Source organism: Natrarchaeobaculum sulfurireducens, from assembly GCF_003430825.1.
Classification (GTDB): Archaea; Halobacteriota; Halobacteria; order Halobacteriales; family Natrialbaceae; genus Natrarchaeobaculum; species Natrarchaeobaculum sulfurireducens.
Genome location: NZ_CP024047.1, coordinates 2788688 through 2811173 on the forward strand (window position 1 = coordinate 2788688; position 22486 = coordinate 2811173).

The window sequence follows — 22486 nt, forward strand, 5'->3', positions numbered from 1 at the left end:
TCCACGGCCGTCCCCAACTATCAGTATACGATGGAAGACAGGGACACGAGTGATAGAGGTTCTACGGAGTCGACAGTGCAGCGTTCTGGGTCTGAAGACCGGTCGATCGATGTCGTCGACGGCCGATTATTCAAGCCTCTGGTATTTCTTTCGGTGCCGATCGTGCTCGCAGAAGGACTCGACATGGTCTACTTTCTGGTGGACCTCTACTGGATCGGCCACCTCGGAACGGACGCAGTCGCAGCGATGGCCTACGCCTGGCCGGTTATCTACCTCGGCATGAGCGTTGGCTTCGGTATCGTGACCGCGGGAACGGTACTCGTTGCACAATACAAGGGAACGGGACAGCTCAGGGCAATTTCCTCGGCCGCCGGAGGGACCATCTCGTTCGTGACGATTCTCTCCGGTGTGCTCGCGGTCACTGGGTACGCCCTCACACCGTGGTTGCTTACGCTCGTCGGTGCGGTTCCCGAAACTGCCCCCCACACGCTTGCCGTCCAGTACACGCGCATCACGTTCCTCGGACTCGTGCCGATGTTCTGGTTTCTCGTGTTCAACGCCCTGGCTCGAGGATGGGGGGATACGAGGACACCGCTCGCGTTGATGGGTGTGAGCACGGCGATCAACGTGCTCGTCGATCCGTTTCTCATCCACGGGTTCGCCGCAAATCCGCTCTTCGAGTGGGTCGGACTGGGCTCGCTCGAGACGGCACTGTATGCCCAGACTGGGTTCGCTGGCTACGGTATCGAAGGCGCTGCAATTGCGACGGTCGTCGCTCGGTCAGTCGCCGCCGCGCTCGGCCTGTACATCCTCTTTTCCGGCCGGATTGGATTCAGGCTCACGCTCGGCTCCCTTCGATTGCGCCGTGAGACCGTCGTCCAGATCCTCAAAATCGGCTCCCCAACCGTGGTCGAGATGACCGTTCGAGCGGCCGGTGTCGCAGTATTGACGGCGATCCTGGCGATCGAAGGGGCCGCTGCCGTTGCAGCGTACGGGATCTCGGAGTACCTCGTCGGGATCCTCTTCGTCATCTCGCTTGGACTCGCTCGAGGAGTCGAGGCGATCGTGGGTCAGAACCTCGGTGCTGGTAAGGTCGCTCGTGCCAATCGGGCGGTGTACCTGTCGGCGGGAATCGCAGTCGTGCTGTTCACCGGGATCGTCGCCGTTTCGTATCCGTTCGCCGAGTCGATCGTGTCCGTGTTCCTGGCCGTCGAGTCGGGCGACGTCGCTGCCGACGCGATCGTACAGGGCGGCGTCAGTTTCATCTGGATCGTCGGACCGGCGCTGATATTCTTCGCCGTCTTCCAGGTCATCCTCGGGGCGTTTCGGGGAAGCGGAAACACGACACTCGCAATGGTGATGGCCACCCTAGAGCTGCTCGTGTTCCGGGTTCCGTTGAGTTATGCGGCGCTCGTCTGGTTCGAGGCTGGCATCACTGGCGTCTGGTATGCGATCGCGTTCTCGTACGTGGTCGCATCGGTACTCGCCGTCGTGTGGTTCTTCCGTGGGACGTGGCTCCCCTCGTCGGTGCCCCTGAAACGGAGTTCCGGGGACGGATCGCCACATCGTGTTACCGAGTAGTGGCCGACGGGACAGCGACCGCCGGTGTCGGATCTGGAGCCCGAACCAGGGACACGACCCGACTCAACACCCATGGTCATCGCTCGCACACCAGTCAGAGAAAAGAACGAATAGCCCTCCGTCACACCATGGCGTATGCAGACGCTCCGGCTCTATCAGATCGACGCGTTCACCGACGAGCCACTTTCGGGGAACCCTGCAGGTGTCGTTCCCGAGGCAGACGGCCTCACGGACGACCAGATGCAAGCGATCGCCGCCGAGATGGCCGTCAGCGAGACCGCCTTCGTTCGCTCGAGCGAGGTGGCCGACTACCGGCTTCGCTACTTTACCCCCACACAGGAGGTCGATCTCTGTGGACACGCGACGATCGGTTCGTTCGCCTTCCTCCACGACCGCGACGACCTCGAGCCCGGCACGACGACGGTCGAGACGAACGGCGGCGTCCTCGAGGTCGACCTCGAAGCGGACGGGACCGTCTGGATGACCCAGGAGCCTCCGCGCGTTCGACGGGTCGACCTCGAGTACGAACGGGTCGCCGAGGCACTCGGTGTCGACCGCGAGGCACTCGAAGGCTCGAGCGCCGACCTGCCGCTTTCGGTCGCCTCGACCGGCCTCCCGTTCCTGGTCGTCCCGATTACCTACCTCTCCGACGTCGGCAGCGCTGACCCGGATTTCGCCGCCGTCGAGGCGCTGACCGACGAGGTCGACGCGACGGGCGTCTACCTCTTCACGTTCGACACGCTCGAGGGCGAGTCGACGCTGCACGGCCGGATGTTCGCCCCTGGCGCGGGCGTTCGCGAAGACCCCGTGACCGGAACCGCAAGCGGTGCGGTCGGTGCCTACCTCGATCACGTGGGCGCGTTCGACGACGAATTCCCCGAGGAGTTACGACTCGAGCAGGGCCACTACGTCGACCGGCCGGGGCTGGTCAGAGTTCAGGTCGGCTCGAGCGTTCGAGTGGGTGGCCGCGCCGTGACCGTTCTCGACGGCTCGCTCGTCGTCCCCGAGGACGAGTCGGACGAGATCCTCGAGGCCTGATACTGTCGGACAGAACTCGTGTGAGAATTCGCCGTTTCCGTCCGACGAATTCTCTTCAGTGACTTCTGTTCGACAGTATAAGTCCCGTCTCGAAGCCCACCTGTTCTCGAGAGCAGCGACGGTTCGGATGGTTCGTTTCGAAGTCGAAATCACGGCCACGGACCCTGCACTGGCCAGTCTTTGGGCGGCGAAATTCGCCACCTCGGTCAGAAACTCATTCGACACCGAGTAGCGAATCGTGGCGACTGTTCGCAACCTTCTTTATCTGCTCGCCTGTGGCTGCAAATAGCAATGGCTGTACTCTGGCTGGACGAGATCAGCGCCGACGACCTCGAGACGGTCGGCGGCAAAGGTGCCTCCCTGGGCGAGCTTACTGGAGCCGGGCTGCCAGTTCCGCCGGGATTCGTGGTGACTGCTGGAACGTACCGGTCGTTCATCGAAGACGCCGAAATCGACGACGAACTGTTCGCAGCGGTCGACGTCGACGCCGACGACTCCGCCGCCTTAGCCGAGGCCGCAGAACGTGCACAGGACCTCATCCTCGAGACGCCGTTCCCCGACGACCTCCGCGAGGAGATCGTCGCTTCCTACCGAGAGATCGGCGACGGTGAAGCGTTCGTCGCGGTGCGTTCGTCGGCGACGGCCGAAGACTTGCCCGACGCGTCGTTCGCTGGCCAACAGGAGACGTTCCTTAACGTCACCGAAGACGGGCTTCTCGACCGCGTGCGCGAGTGCTGGGCGTCGCTTTTCACCCAGCGTGCGATCTACTACCGCCAGGAGCAAGGATTCGAACACGACATCGTGAACATCGCCGTCGTGGTCCAGCAGATGGTCGACGCCGAGAAGTCCGGCGTCATGTTCACCAGTCACCCGTCGACGGGCGATCCGACGATGATCATCGAGGCCGCGTGGGGACTCGGTGAGGCCGTCGTCTCCGGCGCTGTCTCACCCGACAACTACGTCGTCTCCCGCGAGGACGGCGACGTCGACGTCACGGTCGCCGACAAGAAGGTCGAACACGTCAAAGACGAGGAGACTGGCGAAACCGTCGAGCGACCCGTCACCGAGGAGAAACGCACCGAACGCGTCGTTAGCGACGACGAGATCGACGCTCTCGTCGAACTCGGTGAGCGCGTCGAAGATCACTACGGCCACCCACAGGACGTCGAGTGGGCCATCGTCGACGGCGATGAGGACGGTACGTCGAGCAACGGGGCGGAGTCCGGCGATAGCGAGGTCTTCATGTTGCAGTCTCGCCCCATCACGACGATCGGTGAAGCCGAGACAGCCGACACTGCGGACCCAACGGAGGGCGTCGCCGACGGCAGCGGCAGCGTCCAGGCGGCGGCTGGCGGCGAGACGGCCGAGGCCACCGGTGACGTGCTCATCGATGGCCTGGGCTCGAGCCCCGGCATCGTCAGCGGCCCCGCAAAGATCGTAACGAAACTCGACGACCTCGCGAAGGTCGCCGAAGGCGACATCATCGTCACCGAGATGACGATGCCCGATATGGTGCCAGCGATGAAACGCGCCAACGGCATCATCACCGACGAGGGTGGCATGACCAGCCACGCCGCCATCGTCTCGCGTGAACTCGGCGTCCCCGCCATCGTCGGCACCGGCAATGCGACGACCGTCCTCAGTGACGGCCAACTCGTCACGCTCGACGGCGACAGGGGCGCGGTGCTCGAAGGCCAGGAGGTCGACCCCGACGAGGAGACCGAACCCGTCGAGGAGGTCAGACCGAAGTCGCCGGTCAAACCGATGACCGCGACCGAGGTGAAAGTCAACGTCTCGATTCCCGAAGCCGCAGAACGAGCCGCGGCCACGGGTGCCGACGGCGTCGGCCTCCTCCGGACGGAGCACATGATCCTCTCGCTCAATCAGACGCCCGAAAGCTATATCGAAGAAAACGGCGCCGACGCCTACACGAACGAACTCGTCGAGGGCATCCGCAGTGTCGCCGACGAGTTCTACCCCCGACCCGTCCGCGTGCGCACCCTCGACGCACCGACCGACGAGTTCCGCCAGCTCGAGGGTGGCGACGACGAACCCGCAGAGCACAACCCGATGCTCGGCTACCGCGGCATCCGCCGCTCGCTCGACCGGCCGGACGTCTTCGAGCACGAACTCGAGGCGTTCCGACGGCTCTACGGGCTCGGCTACGACAACGTCGAGATCATGTTCCCGCTGGTCAACGACGCCGAAGACGTCTACGCGGCCAAACGTCGGCTCGAGGCCGCGGGTATCGACCCGAAAAAACGCAAGTGGGGCGTGATGATCGAGACGCCGGCGTCTGCGCTGTCGGTCGAAGGGATGGCCGCCGCAGGCATCGACTTCGCCTCCTTCGGAACGAACGACCTCACCCAGTACACGCTCGCAGTCGATCGAAACAACGAGAACGTCGCCGACCGCTTCGACGAACTCCATCCCGCCGTCTTGCGCCTGATCGGCGACGTCATCGAGACCTGCCGCGAACACGGCGTCGATACGAGTATCTGTGGTCAGGCTGGCTCGAAACCCGAGATGGCGCAGTTCCTCGTCGAGGAAGGTATCAGCTCGATCTCCGCGAACATCGATGCCGTCCGCGACGTCCAGCACGAAGTGAAACGGGTCGAACAGCGGCTGCTGCTCGATTCGGTCCGGTAGCTCGGTTTCGCCTCGCACAGTCTCTTCCAGCGAGTTCGCTCGAGTCGTACCCGAAACGACGGTCTGGCTGGCCAAACGCAACGAATAAAGTGACGACAGTCCTTGACGGAGATATGCAAGCGGAGCCGCAGGCGTTCGATCGGGTGCTCTCGTCGATGTGCACGAAACCACACCCGGTAGCGCGCGAGGCGGCCGAACGGTTTCTCGCGACGAACCCCGGTGATCCCGGAAGCTATCCAACGATTTCGGCGTTGGAAGACGAGGCCATCGCCGTTCTCGGCGAGATCGCCGGCCTCGAAGAATCGGCGGGCTACGTCGCAAGCGGCGGTACGGAGGCGAACATTCAGGCGGTGCGGATCGCCCGTGATCGAGCCGAGACGAGTCAGCCGAACGTCGTCATGCCCGAGTCGGGACACTTCAGTTTCCGGAAGGCCGCAGACGTTCTGGGCGTCGAGTTGCGAATCGTCCCGACCGACGACGACCACCGGGCTGACGTAGAAGCCGTCCGGGCGGCCGTCGACGACGAGACGGCGATGGTCGTCGGCGTCGCAGGGACGACCGAGTACGGCCGCGTCGACCCGATTCCGGAACTCGGCGAGGTCGCGTCTACGGTCGACGCGCTGTTGCACGTCGACGCCGCCTGGGGCGGATTCGTCCTGCCGTTTACGCGCTACGAGTGGAACTTCTCGCACGCGCCGGTCGATACGATGGCCATCGACCCCCACAAGATGGGACAGGCCGCAGTGCCCGCCGGCGGCCTGCTCGTCCGCTCGAGTGCGTTGCTCGACGAACTCGCCGTCGACACCCCCTACCTCGAGTCGACCTCACAGGCGACACTGACGGGGACACGCTCGGGTGCGGGCGTCGCAAGCGCCGTTGCGGCGATGGACGAACTGTGGCCGACGGGCTACCGTCGCCAGTACGAGCGAGCCCAGCACAACGCCGACTGGCTGGCGGAAGCGCTCGAGAAACGCGGCTACGAGGTCGTCGAACCGACGCTGCCACTCGTCGCGGCTGATCTGCCCCGGTCGACGTTCGAGGCGCTCCGCGGACGGGGCTGGCGCATCTCACGGACGGCGACCGACGAGACCCGAATCGTCTGTATGCCCCACGTCACCCGCAAGATGCTCGCCGGTTTCGTCGCCGATCTCGATCGACTCGAGGTGCGAGCCAGCGTGCCGGTCGTTGCCGACGATTGAGCTGGTGTTTTCGACGGTCGTACCAGTCGATTTACCAGCGGATCGACCGAACGACGGTACATGGAAACGAACGTCTGCGCCATCGACCGCATGGTTCGACTCGCTCTCGGTGTGGTACTCGCCGTCGTCGGGGCGGCCGCCCTCGCTGGCGTCCTCGCGGTCGGGACGACCGTCGCCGCCGTCGCACTCGTCGTCGGCCTCGTCCTCCTCGGTACCGCCACGTTACAGCTCTGTCCACTGTACACCGTGCTCGGAATCGACACCTGCGGCGGGAACTGAGCGCAGTACCGGCTGTCTGCACCTGAACATCGAAGCGATACACGTTTTCCGCCCCGACGAAAGCTAGCTACTGATGGACTGGATAGACGCCGTCGCGGTCGTCGGAATCGTCGTGCTGGCTGTGTCGGCGACGGCGCTCGAGACGATCGTCGTCGCGGCGGCACTCGGCGGCTTCATGCTCTCGTTATCGGTCTGGCGGCTCTACGGTGGCCGTCCCTGGGAGGCGCTGGGCTGGTTTGCCTGGGTCGGGGCGGCAGCGATGGTCGTCCTCGGGCCGGGAAACCCGCCCGTGCTGGTAGCGTTCGTAATCGCCGCGATCGTCGGCGCGATGGCGCTACTGGGCGGGCGGTTCGGCATTCTCGTCGACGTCTGGAGTGTCGATGACCGGCGCGTGGAGTAACCACAGTCCCACCGCAGGTGGCACAACGCCGTGTGCGGCTGGATGGTCGACGGCTCCCCGGTCGTGGTCGGACGAGCGACGATCGACGACGGACGACGAAGCAAAACCGGCGGGTTTTACGCCCGCCACCGACAGCACACGTATATGAGCACCGACGACTTTCCGACGGACCGTCCCGCGGTGGTGACCTGTGGGTTGCCCTACGCCAACGGCGACTTGCACATCGGCCACCTTCGGGGGTACATCGGCGCGGACGCGTTCACCCGCGCACTTCGAACGATCGGTCAGCAGGCGGCGTACGTTAGCGGCTCTGACATGCACGGAACGCCCGTCGCGGTCAACGCCGAACAGGAGGGGGTCGACCCCGAGGAGTTCGCGTTGCGCTGGCACGAACAGTACGAGGAGACGTTCCCGCAGTTCAACGTCGATTTCGACAACTACGGCCACACCCACGACGAGACGAACACCGCGATCACCCAGGAGATCGTCCGCACGTTAGACGAGAAAGGCCACGTCTACGAAAAAGAAATCCAGGTCGCCTACGATCCCGACGCCGATCAGTACCTTCCGGACCGCTACGTCGTCGGCACCTGTCCGTACTGTGGCGAGGCCGCCCGTGGCGACGAGTGTGACGAGGGCTGCCAGCGCCACCTCGAGCCAGGTGAGGTCGAAGAACCGACGAGCACGATTACCGGTAATCCCGCCGAGTACCGCGAGCGCAGCCACAAGTTCTTCGAGGTCTCGGCGTTCGAGGAGTACCTCACCGAGTTCCTCGACGGCCTCGAGGGCACCTCCAACGCCCGTAACCAGCCCCGGCAGTGGATCGAAGATGGGCTGCAAGACTGGTGTATCACCCGCGATATGGATTGGGGGATCGATTATCCAGGCACGGGCGGCGAGGACCTCGTGCTGTACGTCTGGGTCGACGCACCTATCGAGTACATCTCCTCGACCAAACAGTACGCAGAGCGCGTCGGTACCGACGAGTACGACTGGGAGGAGGTCTGGACGGAAAACGGCGACATCGTCCACTTCATCGGCCGAGACATCATCCAGCATCACACGATCTTCTGGCCCGCGATGCTCGAGGGCGCAGGCTACACCGCGCCCCGTGCCGTCGCCGCGACCGGCTTCATCACGATCAACGGCAAGGGCCTCTCGACCAGCCGTAACCGGGCGATCTGGGCGCGCGAGTATCTCGAGGAAGGCTTTCACCCCGATCTGTTGCGGTACTACCTGACGACGACCGGCGGCCTCCAGCAGGACGTCGACTTCTCGTGGGACGCTTTCCAGGAGAAAGTCAACGGCGAACTCGTCGGCACCGTCGGCAACTTCTGGTACCGCTCGCTGCTGTTTGCCTACCGGAACTACGAGGGCACCCCGGAGGCCGAGGTCTCCGCGGACGTCGAGAGCCGGATCAACGGCGCGATCGAAGAGGTTCACGAGGCCGTCAACGACTACTCGCTGCGTGGGATCGGCCAGGCTGCCACACGGCTCGCCCAGTTCGGCAACGAGTACATCCAGCGCAACGAGCCCTGGAAGCTCACCGACGACGACCCAGAGAAAGCGGCACAGGTTATCCGCGACTGCGTCCAGATCGCTAAAGCCGTCGCCGTCTTGCTCGAGCCGATCGCCCCCGAGAAGGCCCAGGCGCTGTGGGAGCAACTCAGCGAGGACGGCCAGATCGCCGACGCCTACCTCGAGGATGCTCTCGAGGCACCGCCACGGACCTTCGAGGAACCCGGTGAACTCTTCGAGAAGGTCGAAGACGACCGCGTGGACGAACTCAACACGAAACTCGAAGAGCGCGTCGCCGCGGCTGCGACGGACGAGGCGGACGCTGGCGCGGACGAAGAAACCGAAAGTGACGACACCGACGACGAGGAATCGGGTGACATGACCGACACCGACGACCTCGAGGCGCTTGCCGACGACCGCATCAGCTTCGACGACTTCCAGGACCTCGACATCCGCGTCGGGCGCATCGAGACCGCCGAGGGCATCGACGGCGCGGACGACCTCGCCCGTCTCGAGGTCGACATCGGGTTCGAGACCCGCCAGGTCGTCGCAGGTATCAAGCAACTGCACAACCTCGAGGAGCTGCCCGGCGAGACGTGTATCCTGCTCGCGAATATGGAACCAGCCGAACTGTTCGGCGTCGAATCGAACGGGATGATCCTCGCCGCTGGTGAGGAGGCCGATCTGCTGACAACCCACGGCGACGCAGCCGTCGGCGAGAAAGTCCAATAGCGTCCTCGCGAGTTTTTCGATTCTGCCGTCCGGCGCACAGGCAACAGTCGAGCCCACGTGAGCGGTCGACGTCAGGGCGGGAGTTGAAGCTGATTCCAGTAGGCCAACAGCCCGTATCCGACCAGCAGTGCCGCCGTCACGAGCGTGTAGTGGAACCTACTGGCTCGTCCCCAGTAGCCATCTCGCCAGGCCAACACGGTGAAGGCGACCGTCACGAGCGTCGCCATCAGCCCCAACAGCGGAAGAACGAACAGCAGCCGATAGGGCAACGGCAGCATGCTAAACAGCGTTCCCGGATAGACGAACAGCAACAACGCTGCCGTTCCCGCGAGGAACGCGAAGACCGCGCCGACGGCGGCACCTGCAGTCAGTCGCGCGAGCAGCGGCCCACGCCCCTCGAGCGCCGAGTTCCCGGAAGCGGGCGGCCACTGCCGCCAACCGGGATCGGCCCCACGTCCCCCGCCAGTCGCTCCCGGCCGAAATCGCTCCCAGAGTGCGTGCGCTGGCCAGCCGACGACCGCCGAGAGCATGACGAGCAGGCTGGCGGCGATCAAGACGGCCTGAATCGGCGTCTGCTCGAGGGGCGGTTGGCGTTCGAACGCCTGGATGCCCTGAAAGCAGTGACTCGCCCGGTCGTCGTCCTCGAGTCGAAACGCGAGCCTGTCGTCGCCGTCGGCCGCACGGAAGACCAGTGGCTCGAGTTCGACCCACTCGCTTGTCTGGCCCCCGGTCTCGGTATACAGGGTGCCGTCGGCTGCGACGGTGACGTCGACCGTCGGTGCCTGAACCGTGGTCACTGGCCTGGCTTCCGTCGTTCGGTCCACCCGAACCGCACGGTAAGTCCCCTCGAGCGCCTCGGCGTGGGCGGGCGTCCCCTCCGGCTCGAGGGGATCGGACTCGTCGGCCGGGAGGAACGCCTCGAGGAACGCATCGATGAACTCGACGCGAGCCGGGCCGCCGCCGTCGCCGTTGAACGAGACGAAGACGCCGAGGTCGTCTTCGGGAGCGAGCACGAGTTCGCTGTGGAAGGTCGCCGTCGCGCCGTCGTGGCGCACCAGGCGGTGGTCGCCCCACGTGTCCTCGATGAATCCGAACGCGAATCCGTCGAGTTCCTCGTGATGGGTGAACCACTGCTCGTGGAGGCGGTCGCGAGCGTCGCCAGGGAACACCGCAGGCTCGTCCACCGTGCCGAGCTGGGCGCGAACGAACTCGCCCATCTCGGCGGCCGTCGAGACCATCGATCCCGCGGGCGCAACGTCGATCCAGTCGATCGACAGCGGTTGGTAGGTACCGAACGAGTGGACGTATCCCTGGGCGACGTCGTCGGCGCGGTCGTCGGGAACCGGCTGTACGAACGTACTCCGGTCCATCCCGAGGGGCTCGAAGATCCGTTCTTCGACGTACACCTCGAACGGCTGGCCGGTCACGTCGGCGACGACCTGTGCAGCCAGCGCCGTCCCGTGGTTCGAATACGAGATCAGGTCGCCTGGCGGGCGAACGCGCTCGGGCATCGTCTCCTCGAGCGCCACCTCGAGCGGGCGAACCGCCTCCGGCGAGTCGAGAAAGAGCCCCCTGAGCTGTTCGTCGAAGCCAGCCGTATGAGTCGCCAGGTGGGCAAGCGTGATCGGGTCGTCCGTGCCATCGTCGAACGACGGGACCGACACCGACTCGAGATACTCCGTGACGTCCGTCTCGAGGTCGACGGCCCCCGTCTCGGCCAGTTGCATGACGGCAGTCCAGACGAACGGTTTCGAGACCGACCCGATCCGAAACAGGGTCTCCTCGCCGGAAACAGCGGTGCCGGTCTCGCGGTTCGCCTCGCCATACCCCTTCGCGAGAACGATGTCGTCGCCGAGAACGACGGCGACCGTCGCGCCGGGGACGGCATGCGCCTCGAGCAGGCGGTCGATCTCGGCGTCGACGAACGACTCCACGTCGTCGGCCGCAGCCGACTGAGCAAACACGTCGGTCGCGTCACGTCGACCAACGGCCGACCTCGCGCCGACTGCCGTAGCGATGCCGGACGCCGTTCCCGCGAGTAGCGTGCGTCGACTCGTCTCGTTCACGTTGACCATCGAACACGTTCACGAACAGCGGCTTCCGTGTTTCGGTACTCGAGCCTCGAACGGGGCGACCACCGGGGCAGCCATGAGTCGGGCTCAGAACAGTCCCGAGACGCTGCCGTCGTCTGCGAGCCCCATCTCGAGGGCCGCTGGTTCGGCGGGCAATCCGGGCATCGTGAGCACGTCGCCAGTGAGTGCGACGACGAACCCGGCTCCCGCGGCGGGTCGCAGTTCGCGGACCGTCAGTTCCCACCCCGTCGGTGCGCCGTTTTTCGACGCGTCGTCGCTGAACGAGTACGGCGTCTTCGAGAGACAGACCGGTGCCGTCTCGAGGCCGACGCGCTCGAGTCGCTCGAGGTCCTTGCGGGCGTCCGCGGTGAACGTCACGCCGTCGGCACCGTAGACCTCGGTCGCGACGGTTTCGATCTTCTCGGAGACGGGAGCGTCCCGATCGTATAGCGGCGCGAACGTCCCCTCGTGGCCCTCGACGGCGGCATCCACGGCCTTCGCGAGCGCGATCCCGCCGTCGCCGCCGTCGCGGTGGACGGTCGACTCGGCGGCCCGAACCTCGAGGTCGTCCCGGCAGTGCTCGAGGATCGCGTCGACTTCGGCGTCCGTATCGCTGGGGAAGCGGTTGATCGCGACGACGACGGGAACGCCGTACTGCTGGAGGACGTCGACGTGACGGTCGAGGTTCGCGAAACCGCCACGAACGGCCTCGACGTCGGGGTCCTCGAGGGCGTCGAACTCGACGGGCCAGAGATCCTTGCCGTGGTACTTGAGTGCGCGGACGGTGACGACGAGAACGGCCGCAGCAGGCGTGATGTCCGCGGCTGGCGCGACGATGTCGAAGAACTTCTCGGCACCCAGGTCGGCGCCGAAGCCGGCCTCGGTGACGACGTAGTCGGCGAGCGCACCGGCCGCTCGGTCGGCGACGATCGTGTTCGTCCCGTGGGCGATGTTCGCGAACGGGCCGCCGTGGACGAACGCCGGCGTCCCCTCGGTCGTCTGGACGACGTTCGGCCGGAACGCGTCCTCGAGCAGGACGACGACCGCGCCGGTGACGCCGAGGTCGTCGACAGTCACCGGCGCGCCGTCGGCGTCGGTGGCGACGACGATTCGGCCGATCCGTGACTCGAGGTCCTCGAGGTCGCTCGCCAGACAGAGGACGGCCATCAGTTCGGAGGCTGGCGTCAACACGAACGCGTCCTCGCGGGGCGGGCCGTTCGCGGAGCCGCCGAGGCCGACGACGGCCTCACGCAGGGCCCGGTCGTTGACGTCGAGCGCCCGCGGCCAGACGACCCGGTCGACGTCGATTTCGAGCGCGTTACCCTGGTGGACGTGATTGTCGAGGGTCGCCGCGATGAGGTTGTGTGCCGCCGTCACCGCGTGGAGGTCCCCCGTGAAGTGGAGGTTGATCTCTTTCATCGGGAGGACTTGCGAGTAGCCGCCGCCTGCGGCTCCGCCCTTGACACCGAAGACGGGACCGAGCGACGGCTCCCTGATCGCCGCGACGGCCGTCTTCCCGAGTCGGTCGAACGCCTGGGCGAGACCGACGTTCGTCACGGTCTTGCCCTCGCCACGTGGCGTCGGCGTCATCCCGGTGACGAGGACGTACCGGGTATCGCTCGAGGCCGCCCGGTCGGTCAGTCGCCGGGTCGTCGCCGACGAGAGCTTCGCGACGTGGTCGCCGTACTGGTCGAGATCCGCGGGCTCGAGCCCCAGCGGCGCGACGACGTCCTCGATTGGCTGGCGGTCGGCCCGTCGTGCGAGTTCGACGTCGGATGGGAGGTCCTGGTCGGTGGACGTGTTCATAGCCGCGACTACTCACAGGTGAAAGACATAGCTCTCCCCTCGTTACCGAACACTGGGAACATCTCGAGATCGGTGCAAAACGACCTCGCTCGAGTACAGGCTCAGATGTCGTCGACGAGGTGTGAGAAGTCGTCAGTGTCGACGATCTCCATCGTCTGGCTCTCGAGGCCGTGGCGTCGGAGTGTCAACGCGCATTTGAACCCGGCTTCGTTGTCTTCGGCCTCGAAGATGACGATGAAATCGTGCTGGCCGAGAATCGCGTAGGAGTCGACGAGTTCGGCGTTGTACCCGTCGAATTCCGTGGCCATCTCGCCCCAAATCGACGCCAGTTCCTGGGCGTTCTGGACGTCGCGATTGCCAAGCTGAATAAGTGACATGTACGTCGGCATACCGAGATCGAAGGCCGACGCCCGGAAAGCGGTTGACCCGGCAGCAGACGGGCGTGAGATCAGTCCACAAGATTTGTACACGGTAGCGAGTAAGTCACCTATCTTTTTGCTACTGGTCGCGCTACCCCGAGCCATGAGAAACGCGAAGATCGTCTGTACGCTCGGACCTGCCTCGAGCGACAGGCGGACGATTCGGGCGCTCGCAGACGCGGGGATGTCGGTCGCACGGTTGAACGCGAGCCACGGCAGCCGCGAGGACCGCGCCGAGTTGATCGATCGGGTGAGAGCCGTCGACGAAGCCCGCGACGAACCCGTTGCGGTCATGCTCGACATGCAAGGCCCCGAGATCCGAACCGCGCCGTTGCCCGACGGAGAGACGGTGACCCTCGAGACCGGCTCGGAGATCCGGTTCGTCGAGGGCGACGAGGTCTCCGCCGAGACGGTCGGACTCTCGCTGTCGATCGATCCCGTGGAGGCGGGGGATCGAATCCTGCTCGACGACGGACTGATCGAGGCGACTGTTATCGAGTCCGAGGGCACTGCGGTACGAGCCCGCGTCGATACCGGCGGCGAACTCGCCGGGCGCAAGGGGGTGAACGTCCCCGGCGTCGACCTCGATCTCGAGATCGTCACCGAAAGCGACCGGAAAGACCTCGAACTCGCAGCCGAGAAAGCGGTCGATTTCGTCGCCGCGAGTTTCGTCCGCGATGCCGAGGACGTCTACGAGGTCAGCGAGGTGCTCGAAGACCAGCACGCCGAAATTCCGATCGTCTCGAAGATCGAACGTGCCGGTGCGGTCGAGAACCTAGACGAGATCGTCGACGCCTCAGAAGGGATCATGGTCGCCCGTGGAGACCTGGGCGTCGAATGTCCGATGGAAGAGGTGCCGATGATCCAAAAGCGGATCATCAGGAAGAGCCGGGATGCGGGCCTGCCCGTGATTACGGCGACGGAGATGCTCGACTCGATGGTCGAAGCGCGCCGACCCACCCGCGCGGAGGCCTCCGACGTCGCGAACGCCGTCCTCGACGGCACCGACGCGGTGATGCTCTCCGCCGAGACCGCCGTTGGCGACCACCCCGTCGCAGTCGTCGAGGCGATGGACAGCATCGTCCGCGAGGTCGAACGATCGGGTGAGTACGCCGAACTGCTCGAGCAGCGGGTTCCGTCTGCGGGCGAGGCGCGGACGGACGCGCTGGCGCGATCGGCGCGCTTTCTGGCCCGTGACATCGGTGCTGACGCCATCGTCGCCGCAACCGAGTCGGGCTACACAGCGCTGAAGACGGCAAAGTACCGTCCCGGCGTTCCGGTCGTTGCCTCGACACCAACACACGAGGTCCGCCGACGGCTCGCGCTTTCGTGGGGCGTTACGCCACTGTACGCCGAAGTCTCTGACCAGAGCGCAGACGCCGTCGTCGAGAAGGCCGTCCAGTCGGCACTGGATGCCGGGCTCGCCGACAGCGGCGACACCGTTGTCGTCCTCTGTGGCATGATGACTGATCTCGAGGGGGCAAACACGACGAACATGCTCAAGGTCCACGTCGCCGCGGAAGCGCTGACGACGGGCCGCGTCGTCGTCGAGGGGCGGGCGACAGGGCCGCTCGTCCGCGTTTCCGACGGTGATCTCTCCGCGGTTCCCGAGGGAGCCGTCCTCGCACTTCCGGCGGAGTTCGACGAGGAGTTTTCGGGCGACGTCTCGAAGATCGGCGGCATCGTCAACGCCCGACGTGGCCTGACGGGCTATCCTGCACTGGTCGCCCGGGAGATGGGCATTCCAATGGTCAGCGGCGCGGACATCGACGACGCTGGCGAGGGTGAGGTCGTGACAGTCGACGCCGAACGCGGCGTCGTCTACGGTGGCCCCCTCGGCGACGAAACCGAACGCTCCTGATCCCGTCGCGTCGGCGGACCACGGGTTTTTGATCGCCGGTCCACTACAGGGGGACATGGCAGACGAGGCGTCCGGCAACGACCGCGACGAGGACGACGATGCCGACGAGTTCATGTCGTCACCGACGGACCCGACGGCCCGGCGAGGCGACCGGGAGACTGACCACACCTGGCAGCCGTCGGCGCGCCCGCTCTCGAGCGACGAGGACGCGACCGACGAGGACGGCAGCTCGCGACCAGGATCGACGGCCTCGAGTTACGACGGCTTCGACGACTCGAGCGGAGACCCCGACGACCGAGCGCGGATTCGACTCGATCTCTCGCGCGAGGACGACCGTGAAGAGGGCTCGAGCGACGACCAGCTGGACGACGACTCGTACGGCCCCGAGCCCAGTTCGGCGCCGGTCGAAGCCGGCGAGCCACGCCTCGAGAACGTTGTCTTCGTGCTCCTGGGAGCGATTGCGATGCTCCTGGTGGTGGGTCGCGTTGTTGCGATCCCAACTTGACATCCTCCCGCGCCTGAAGACGCGGGAATCCCACGGAACCGCACCGCTGAGTTGGGATATTAGGGTTCGCGGTTCACGACCTGTTCTCGTGGGGCGAAACAACCCTCACTACGGTCGAACAGGTGAACCGCTGGCTGTGCCAACCAGCCGTTATCCCTATCACCGCCATCCGTGGCGAGACTCGGGAGTACCTTTTGTCGAATGTTCTCCGCGCCGTTCACGTCTGCGTTCGCAACCGTGTCGCACTTTTCACACACGTACAGTCCGCGTTCCACACGCTGTTTGTCGTCGGTTTGACCACACGCTGAACACGAGTTCGACGTATCGCGTTCCGACACCAACTCTACGTCGATGCCCTCGGCTTCCGCCTTGTAGTCGAGTAGCGTCGTGAAACGGTCGAACGTCCACCCGTGCAAGTCAAGATTTCCGTGGTCACCCCAGTTTCGGGGTTCACCGTTCTCGCCGTCCTCTCGAATGCCACCGAGATCGCCAACGACGAGCGTGCCGACACCTCGTTTGACACACTCTTCTACGATTGCTTTCGAGAGCGTGTGCAAGAAGTGTGTCCGGCGGCCTGTTCGATTCCGGTCAAGCCGAGTAGCTTCACGAGATGAGGAATCGTCGCACTTGGCTTTCTTCTTCGTAAAGTAGTATTCGTCCTCTTTGAGTGCGCCACCGGGATACAACACCGACTCGCCGCCGAACGAGACGGCGGCGAAGTTGCAAATCCCGAGGTCAACACCAGCCACCTCTTCACCCGGTGATTCCGGGTCGATGACGGTGCGACAGATGAATTGAAGACGCCACTCGTCATGCTTGTAGATTGCGCGAACTTGTTGAATGTCCCACTCGGTCAGGTCAACATCCGGGCGAGTCTGGTACTCGCACAGGATGAAGTCTGAACGGTGTTCTTTGAGGTTGCAGCCTTTCGAGAGGCGAACGCGGTTGAACTGTTCATCGTGCTTGAAGCCAGCCACTTTGAACGACACGGTTGAACGTGGATGGGAGTCTCCGTTTTTGCGGTAGCCGGGCGGTCGGGCACGGTCGTCGCCGTTCCGACGCTTGCCGAACCAGCCGTTAAACGCTTCAGCGAGTTCTTCGAGAACGCGCTGACTGGATTGAGAATGTAAGTCCGTATAGCGTTCGTGACCTTTGAGTTCGGCTTTGAGTTCCCCGTCATCGGGAATCTCGCCCGTTTCGTCCCACTGTTCTTGTGCGTAGTAGCGACCGACGTTCCAGAGTTTTGAGGCGGCCCATCCGAGTTGGTCGAGGTCGTCACGAACCTGTCGCTGGTTCGTGATCGTGGACTCGAAGGTTCGGATGGTTCGACTCATATGTTGGCTTCATAACTGGTTATGCGTAGCGTTTTCTTAATAGTGTCGGTTAGCGTTGAATATCCAGCCTTGCTATCGGCGGTGGGTTGTGTAGGAGATGTCGGATTCATCCTGACACTAAAGGGTCAGGTATTCTCCTCGAATCTGTATAAGGGGCGGCGACGTTCACCAGCCGGAGCCCCAGCCGTCCCCGAGTGTCGACACAACTATACTGGACCCACGTGATCGGTCCGACGAACGATGTCTTCGGTTCAGGCCGTCCTCGACCGATACGCGACGGGCGTCCCGTACGAGGCGCTCGCACGAGGGTTTCTCTCTTTTGAACGCTGGACCGGCGACGATCCGCGACTGCTGGTCGCCGAGGCGGCCGCGTCGACGACCGGCCAGCGTTTCGTCGGTGGCATCGAACCCGCCGTCTCGCGGTTTCGGGCCGCGTTCGTCGAGACCGATCGCGTGGAATCGCTCGCCGATCTCGCCACGATCGACTGCGAGGACGACGACCTGATAGCCGCGTTCGGGGCCGAACGGAAACGACACGTCCTAGTCGAGACCGCGTCCGTTCTGGCCGATCGCTCCGACGGCGATGACCTCGCTACGCTTCGAGACTGGGCAGCCAAAGCGGACCACTACCGATACGACGAGGACCCGATCGGGAAGATTACCGGCATCGGTCCCTCGAGCTTTCAGTACCTGCGACAGCTGGCCGGAGTCGACGCGGCCCGCGCCGATCCCACGATGGTCGCGTTCGTCGATCGGGTCGCCGCGGACATCGCACGCAGCGACGGTGGCGACAGCGTCCCGCTATCGACCGCCGACGCTCGCCGGACGATCGCCTCCTGTGAGTGGCTCGCGCTCAGCTCGTCGTTTCGGCCGATCGAACTCGACCGCATCGCGTGGTGGCTCGGCACGGATCCGGCCGACCGCGAGACGGCAGCCGCCGTCCACGCGCGCTGAGGGACAGAGGTCGGTTCGATACCGCGTTTTTTGTACGTGAGTGTCAACAGTCACTCGAGTCCGGGCAACCGAAGTCACACCCGTTATAGGGGTCCCGTCCGGAGCATCTGAACATGGCTATGCAGGTCTTCGGGCTGCTCGGCAACCCGGTGGGGCACTCGCTGTCGCCGCCGATGCACGAGGCCGCCTACGACGAACTCGGACTCGACGCGCGGTACGTGACCTTCGAACCCGAACCGGACGACGCCGAAGCCGCAGTGTGTGGGGCCGACGCACTCGGCATCGCGGGGCTGAACGTGACCATCCCGTTCAAACAGGACGTCCTGTCGGTCGTCGACCCGGACCCGATGGCCGAACGGATCGGTGCGGTCAACACCATCGACTTCTCGGGCACGGAGCCGACGGGCCACAACACTGACGCGACGGGCGCGATGCGTGCACTCAGAGACCACGACGTGCCGATCGACGGTGCACGCGCCGTCGTCGTCGGCGCTGGCGGCGCTGGCCGGGCGGTCTCGTTCGGCCTCGCGGACGCCGGCGCAACGGTCGCCATCGCCAACCGGACCGAATCGAAAGCGACCGACCTCGCCGAGGCGGTTCCCGACGCGAGCGGCCACGGCCTCGCGGACCTCGAGTCGCTGGTCGCCGACGCCGACGTCCTGATCAACGCGACGAGCGTCGGCATGGAAGAAGACGCGACGCCCGTTCCGGCCGAGGCCCTCCACGGCGAGCTAGCGGTGATGGATGCGGTGTACCGGCCACTCGAGACGCGACTCCTCGAGGACGCGGCCGCCGTTGGTGCAACGACGGTCGACGGCGCCTGGATGTTGCTCTATCAGGGCGTCGAGGCGTTCGAGCTGTGGACCGGTCGTGACGCCCCGGTCGACGAGATGAACGAGGCGCTCCGATCACGGCTCTAAGAACCGGCCGACGAGCGCCACGACCGTCCCCATCAACCGAATTTAAGTGCAGGTGACGACAATATCGGACCAATGGCAATCCTGCAAAAGCTGAAGTCGTTGTTGGGCCTCGAGGACTCGGACTCGCAGCGCCAGGATACGCGGGAGGTGGGCGTCACGGTCGAACGCGAACGCTCAGCGGAAGCCGACGCGACCGCGGCAGACGAGGCGGCTGCGGCCGGGACGACCGCCTCGAGTTCGACCGACGCGATGACGTCGCCGCCCGACGATCCCGAGGCGGCTGCCGAGCCGGCTGAAGCGACGGGGCCGACCGAGGCCGACGCGGCTCCGACGACGGAGAAGACGCCCGACGTTCGTGCCTCCTCGAGCCCAAGAGGAGACGTTGACGAGGACGCAACCGAATCAGAGACGGACGACGAAACCGAATCGGACGGGGACGACGACGCGGATGAAGTACCGGTGACGGAGGCCGAACCCGACGCGGAGACGGGACCCGACGTCGCGGAGGAGAAAGCGGACGCCAACCCGGAAACGGCCGTCGATACAGAGGGCGACGAAGACGCCGAATCGGAAGTGGCTGTCGACGAGGCGGTCGACACAGCGGACGAGACAGAGAGCGAGCCCGTCAACTCGATCAAGGGGATCGGCCCGGCCTACGCCGACCGGCTCGCCGACGCCGACGTCGAAACCGTCGCAGACCTCGCCGACGCCGATGCGGCCGACCTCTCCGAACTGACCGATATCTCCGAAAAACGCATTCAGGGCTGGATCGACCGCGCGGAACTCCGATAGCCAGCCTGCGACTGGCCGGTACCCGACACGACTTCGACTGCCGACCGGTGGCCGAGCAGTCACAGCCGTTCTCGAATCGCAACACGATTAGTCACGCGTCCCCTCGCGCCGGACATGAGCGATCCGCGCGTCGTGACGACCGCCGACTCGTTCCGGGCAGCCGTGGGCGAGGCCCTCGACGGTGCCAGTGACGACGACCTCGAGTCACCGGTCTCGCGCAGGATCAGGGTGCCGGTCGAGGTTCGAGTTACCGTCTCCGACCCGTCTCTCGCGTACCGACGGGCTCGGCAGGAATCCGGTGGAGCACTTCTCGAGACGACGGGCGGTCAGCCGGGCTGGGGGTATTTCGGCGTCGATCCGATCGAGCGACTGACGGTCTCCTCCGAGGCCGCCGTCTGGACGGCCGCGAGCACCGGCTCACCTACTCTCGCCGCCCTCGAGGGAGTGCTCGAGCGAGACACCCTCGTCCGTGGCGACTGTGACGTGCCCTATCCCTGCGGGGCGGTCGGCTGGCTCTCCTACGACGTGGCTCGCGAACTCGAGACCCTGCCCGAGTCGGCCGTCGACGATCGCGGTTTGCCCCGCCTCGAGGTTGGCGTCTACGACCGACTGGCTGCCTGGGAGGAGCCGATCGACGACGAGGCGGTGACGCTGCGAATTACCGCGTGTCCACGACTCGCCATCGGTGATGGCGACGAGCTTGAAGACGCCGCCATCGAGGCGGCATACGACCGCGGCCGCGAACGCGCCCTCGAGCTGGCGACTGCGGCCGTCGAGGGTGATCCTGCTGCCAGCGAGCCGCCCGTTTCGAGCGTGGAAGCGACGTTCGAGAGCGACTGCGGACGCGAGGCGTTCGCCGACCGCGTCCGACGGGTCAAAGCGTCCGTTCGCGACGGCGACACCTTCCAGGCCAACGTCTCCCAGCGGCTGGTCGCCCCGGCCGCCGTCCACCCCGTCGACGCCTACGACGCGCTCAGGCGGGTCAACCCCGCGCCCTATTCGTGTCTGCTCGAGTTCCGTGCGGTCGATCTGGTGAGTGCGAGCCCCGAACTGCTACTCGAGCGCGACGGGGAGTTCGTCCGGACGGAACCCATCGCGGGGACGCGCCCGCGAGGACAGACCCCCGAGGAGGACGCCGCGCTCGAGGCTGATCTGCTCGCAGACGAGAAAGAACGCGCCGAACACGCGATGCTGGTCGATCTCGAGCGAAACGACCTCGGGAAGGTCTGTGCGTACGGTTCCGTCGAGGTCTCTGAGTATCGCCGGATCGATCGCTATTCCGAGGTGATGCATCTGGTTTCGGACGTCACCGGTCGCCTCCGCCCCGACGAGACGCTCGCGGATGCCATCGCGGCCGTCTTTCCCGGCGGGACGATCACCGGTGCACCGAAACCGAAGACGATGGCGATCATCGACGAACTCGAGGCCACCCGCCGTGGCCCCTACACGGGCAGCGTCGGCATCTTCGGCTTCGACGGCCGGGCAACGCTGAACATCGTGATTCGAACGCTCGTCCGTCACGACGAGGAGTACCACCTGCGCGTCGGGGCGGGAATCGTCCACGACTCCGACCCCTACCGCGAGTACGACGAGACGCTCGATAAGGCCCGCGCGCTCATCACCGCGGTCGACGAGGCGCTCGGCGAACAAGCAGAGATGGCCCTCGAGACCGACGGCGGCGAATCGGTAGCGAGTGCCGAGATCGAACGCGAAGCGACCGCGCTCGAGGACGAGTTAGACGGCGGTGAGTCCGATGCGTGAGGAGATTCGAATACTCGTCGTCGACAACTACGATTCGTTCGCGTACAACCTCGTCCAGTACGTGGGTGTGGTCGCCGACGACGTCGTGGTCCGGCGAAACGACGCGATCGACCTCGAGGACGTCCACGACATAGCTCCGACGGGGATCGTCGTCTCGCCCGGTCCCGGAACCCCACAGGACGCGGGCATCTCGATCCCACTGTTCGCCGAAACCGAGTACCCGGTCTTGGGGGTCTGTCTCGGCCATCAGGCGCTGTGTGCAGCCCACGGCGCGCCGGTCATCCACGCGCCGGAGGTCGTCCACGGCAAACCCTCGAGCGTCAGTCACGACGGCGAGGGGATCTTCGCGGGGCTGCCGGAAACCGTCTATGTCGGGCGCTACCACTCGCTGGCCGTCGAGCGTGGAGACCTCCCCGACGCCCTCGCAGAGACCGCGCGGACGACCGACGAACGCGGCGTGTTGATGGCCGTCCGCCACCGCACGCGGCCACACGTCGGCGTGCAGTTTCACCCCGAGAGCATCCTGACGCGGGAGGCCGAGCCCGCCACTACGACCGGGACGAACAGTGGGGGCGACGACATCTCGCTCGGGGTTGGCAAACGACTGATCGAGAACTTCTGTGAGCTCGCGGCTGCGGACGAAGCGACGGAGGGGAAGCGATAGCC

General features: G+C 65.3%; 18 protein-coding genes. 14 read left to right on the top strand and 4 right to left on the bottom strand.

Going from position 1 to position 22486, the window contains the following annotated elements; all coding sequences use genetic code 11:
- Window positions 1-30 precede the first annotated feature (30 nt).
- The 7 genes from AArc1_RS14760 (at window position 31) to metG (ending at window position 9396) form a co-directional block, all read left to right on the top strand.
- On the top strand, window positions 31-1581 hold the full coding sequence (locus AArc1_RS14760) for an MATE family efflux transporter (protein ID WP_117365085.1): 1551 nt from the start codon (window positions 31-33) through the stop codon (window positions 1579-1581).
- A 135-nt stretch (window positions 1582-1716) separates the two neighbouring features.
- Window positions 1717-2619, top strand: a complete 903-nt coding sequence (locus AArc1_RS14765) for a PhzF family phenazine biosynthesis protein (protein WP_117365086.1) — start codon at window positions 1717-1719, stop codon at window positions 2617-2619.
- A 291-nt stretch (window positions 2620-2910) separates the two neighbouring features.
- Window positions 2911-5268, top strand: coding sequence for a phosphoenolpyruvate synthase (gene ppsA / locus AArc1_RS14770; RefSeq protein ID WP_117365087.1), 2358 nt, complete (start codon window positions 2911-2913; stop codon window positions 5266-5268).
- Window positions 5269-5381: 113 nt separating this feature from the next.
- Entirely contained in the window at window positions 5382-6467 is a 1086-nt protein-coding gene (mfnA, locus tag AArc1_RS14775) for a tyrosine decarboxylase MfnA (RefSeq protein ID WP_117365088.1), read from the top strand.
- 60 nt (window positions 6468-6527) lie between these two features.
- A complete protein-coding gene (locus AArc1_RS14780) occupies window positions 6528-6746 on the top strand; it encodes a YgaP-like transmembrane domain (protein ID WP_117365089.1) in 219 nt (72 codons plus the stop codon).
- A 73-nt stretch (window positions 6747-6819) separates the two neighbouring features.
- Entirely contained in the window at window positions 6820-7146 is a 327-nt protein-coding gene (locus tag AArc1_RS14785; protein ID WP_117365090.1) for a hypothetical protein, read from the top strand.
- Window positions 7147-7290: 144 nt separating this feature from the next.
- The gene (gene metG / locus AArc1_RS14790; protein WP_117365920.1) at window positions 7291-9396 is read left to right on the top strand and encodes a methionine--tRNA ligase; all 2106 of its coding nucleotides are present in this window, start codon (window positions 7291-7293) and stop codon (window positions 9394-9396) included.
- Window positions 9397-9467: 71 nt separating this feature from the next.
- On the opposite strand, the gene AArc1_RS14795 is transcribed toward metG, so the two are convergent.
- The 3 genes from AArc1_RS14795 to AArc1_RS14805 form a co-directional block, all read right to left on the bottom strand.
- A complete protein-coding gene (locus AArc1_RS14795) occupies window positions 9468-11471 on the bottom strand; it encodes a serine hydrolase domain-containing protein (protein ID WP_117365091.1) in 2004 nt (667 codons plus the stop codon).
- 84 nt (window positions 11472-11555) lie between these two features.
- Window positions 11556-13274, bottom strand: coding sequence for a formate--tetrahydrofolate ligase (locus AArc1_RS14800; protein WP_117365092.1), 1719 nt, complete (start codon window positions 13272-13274; stop codon window positions 11556-11558).
- Window positions 13275-13375: 101 nt separating this feature from the next.
- On the bottom strand, window positions 13376-13663 hold the full coding sequence (locus AArc1_RS14805; RefSeq protein ID WP_117365093.1) for a GYD domain-containing protein: 288 nt from the start codon (window positions 13661-13663) through the stop codon (window positions 13376-13378).
- Window positions 13664-13796: 133 nt separating this feature from the next.
- On the opposite strand from AArc1_RS14805, the gene pyk reads away from it, so the two are divergent.
- A complete protein-coding gene (gene pyk, locus AArc1_RS14810; protein ID WP_117365094.1) occupies window positions 13797-15554 on the top strand; it encodes a pyruvate kinase in 1758 nt (585 codons plus the stop codon).
- Window positions 15555-15609: 55 nt separating this feature from the next.
- Window positions 15610-16059: a DUF7312 domain-containing protein gene (locus AArc1_RS14815; RefSeq protein ID WP_117365921.1), complete on the top strand. Its 450-nt coding sequence runs from the start codon at window positions 15610-15612 to the stop codon at window positions 16057-16059.
- 59 nt (window positions 16060-16118) lie between these two features.
- On the opposite strand, the gene AArc1_RS14820 is transcribed toward AArc1_RS14815, so the two are convergent.
- Window positions 16119-17393 (bottom strand): RNA-guided endonuclease InsQ/TnpB family protein, encoded by a 1275-nt coding sequence (locus AArc1_RS14820; protein WP_117365095.1) that lies wholly within the window; start codon window positions 17391-17393, stop codon window positions 16119-16121.
- 240 nt (window positions 17394-17633) lie between these two features.
- On the opposite strand from AArc1_RS14820, the gene AArc1_RS14825 reads away from it, so the two are divergent.
- The 5 genes from AArc1_RS14825 to AArc1_RS14845 all read left to right on the top strand — a co-directional run bounded on the left by AArc1_RS14825 (window position 17634) and on the right by AArc1_RS14845 (window position 22484).
- The gene (locus tag AArc1_RS14825) at window positions 17634-18347 is read left to right on the top strand and encodes a hypothetical protein (protein ID WP_117365096.1); all 714 of its coding nucleotides are present in this window, start codon (window positions 17634-17636) and stop codon (window positions 18345-18347) included.
- 119 nt (window positions 18348-18466) lie between these two features.
- Entirely contained in the window at window positions 18467-19267 is an 801-nt protein-coding gene (locus AArc1_RS14830; protein ID WP_117365097.1) for a shikimate dehydrogenase, read from the top strand.
- Between the two features lie 72 nt (window positions 19268-19339).
- Window positions 19340-20059 carry a helix-hairpin-helix domain-containing protein gene (locus AArc1_RS14835; RefSeq protein ID WP_117365098.1) on the top strand — a complete coding sequence of 240 codons (720 nt, stop codon included), beginning with the start codon at window positions 19340-19342 and terminating at the stop codon, window positions 20057-20059.
- Between the two features lie 114 nt (window positions 20060-20173).
- Window positions 20174-21820 (top strand): aminodeoxychorismate synthase, component I, encoded by a 1647-nt coding sequence (gene pabB, locus AArc1_RS14840; RefSeq protein WP_117365099.1) that lies wholly within the window; start codon window positions 20174-20176, stop codon window positions 21818-21820.
- Window positions 21813-22484, top strand: coding sequence for an anthranilate synthase component II (locus AArc1_RS14845; RefSeq protein ID WP_117365100.1), 672 nt, complete (start codon window positions 21813-21815; stop codon window positions 22482-22484). Before pabB ends, AArc1_RS14845 begins: the two co-directional genes overlap by 8 nt.
- The last annotated feature ends 2 nt before the right edge of the window (window positions 22485-22486 follow it).

What these genes read in the sequence shown, in the direction of transcription:
- AArc1_RS14820 (WP_117365095.1), bottom strand. Translation starts at nt 17,393, where the DNA reads ATGAGTCGAACCATCCGAACCTTCGAGTCCACGATCACGAACCAGCGA.
- pyk (WP_117365094.1), top strand. Translation starts at nt 13,797, where the DNA reads ATGAGAAACGCGAAGATCGTCTGTACGCTCGGACCTGCCTCGAGCGAC.
- AArc1_RS14800 (WP_117365092.1), bottom strand. Translation starts at nt 13,274, where the DNA reads ATGAACACGTCCACCGACCAGGACCTCCCATCCGACGTCGAACTCGCA.
- AArc1_RS14785 (WP_117365090.1), top strand. Translation starts at nt 6,820, where the DNA reads ATGGACTGGATAGACGCCGTCGCGGTCGTCGGAATCGTCGTGCTGGCT.
- AArc1_RS14805 (WP_117365093.1), bottom strand. Translation starts at nt 13,663, where the DNA reads ATGCCGACGTACATGTCACTTATTCAGCTTGGCAATCGCGACGTCCAG.
- pabB (WP_117365099.1), top strand. Translation starts at nt 20,174, where the DNA reads ATGAGCGATCCGCGCGTCGTGACGACCGCCGACTCGTTCCGGGCAGCC.
- AArc1_RS14815 (WP_117365921.1), top strand. Translation starts at nt 15,610, where the DNA reads ATGGCAGACGAGGCGTCCGGCAACGACCGCGACGAGGACGACGATGCC.
- AArc1_RS14845 (WP_117365100.1), top strand. Translation starts at nt 21,813, where the DNA reads ATGCGTGAGGAGATTCGAATACTCGTCGTCGACAACTACGATTCGTTC.
- ppsA (WP_117365087.1), top strand. Translation starts at nt 2,911, where the DNA reads ATGGCTGTACTCTGGCTGGACGAGATCAGCGCCGACGACCTCGAGACG.
- AArc1_RS14825 (WP_117365096.1), top strand. Translation starts at nt 17,634, where the DNA reads ATGTCTTCGGTTCAGGCCGTCCTCGACCGATACGCGACGGGCGTCCCG.
- AArc1_RS14760 (WP_117365085.1), top strand. Translation starts at nt 31, where the DNA reads ATGGAAGACAGGGACACGAGTGATAGAGGTTCTACGGAGTCGACAGTG.
- AArc1_RS14835 (WP_117365098.1), top strand. Translation starts at nt 19,340, where the DNA reads ATGGCAATCCTGCAAAAGCTGAAGTCGTTGTTGGGCCTCGAGGACTCG.
- AArc1_RS14830 (WP_117365097.1), top strand. Translation starts at nt 18,467, where the DNA reads ATGCAGGTCTTCGGGCTGCTCGGCAACCCGGTGGGGCACTCGCTGTCG.
- AArc1_RS14780 (WP_117365089.1), top strand. Translation starts at nt 6,528, where the DNA reads ATGGAAACGAACGTCTGCGCCATCGACCGCATGGTTCGACTCGCTCTC.
- mfnA (WP_117365088.1), top strand. Translation starts at nt 5,382, where the DNA reads ATGCAAGCGGAGCCGCAGGCGTTCGATCGGGTGCTCTCGTCGATGTGC.
- AArc1_RS14795 (WP_117365091.1), bottom strand. Translation starts at nt 11,471, where the DNA reads ATGGTCAACGTGAACGAGACGAGTCGACGCACGCTACTCGCGGGAACG.
- metG (WP_117365920.1), top strand. Translation starts at nt 7,291, where the DNA reads ATGAGCACCGACGACTTTCCGACGGACCGTCCCGCGGTGGTGACCTGT.
- AArc1_RS14765 (WP_117365086.1), top strand. Translation starts at nt 1,717, where the DNA reads ATGCAGACGCTCCGGCTCTATCAGATCGACGCGTTCACCGACGAGCCA.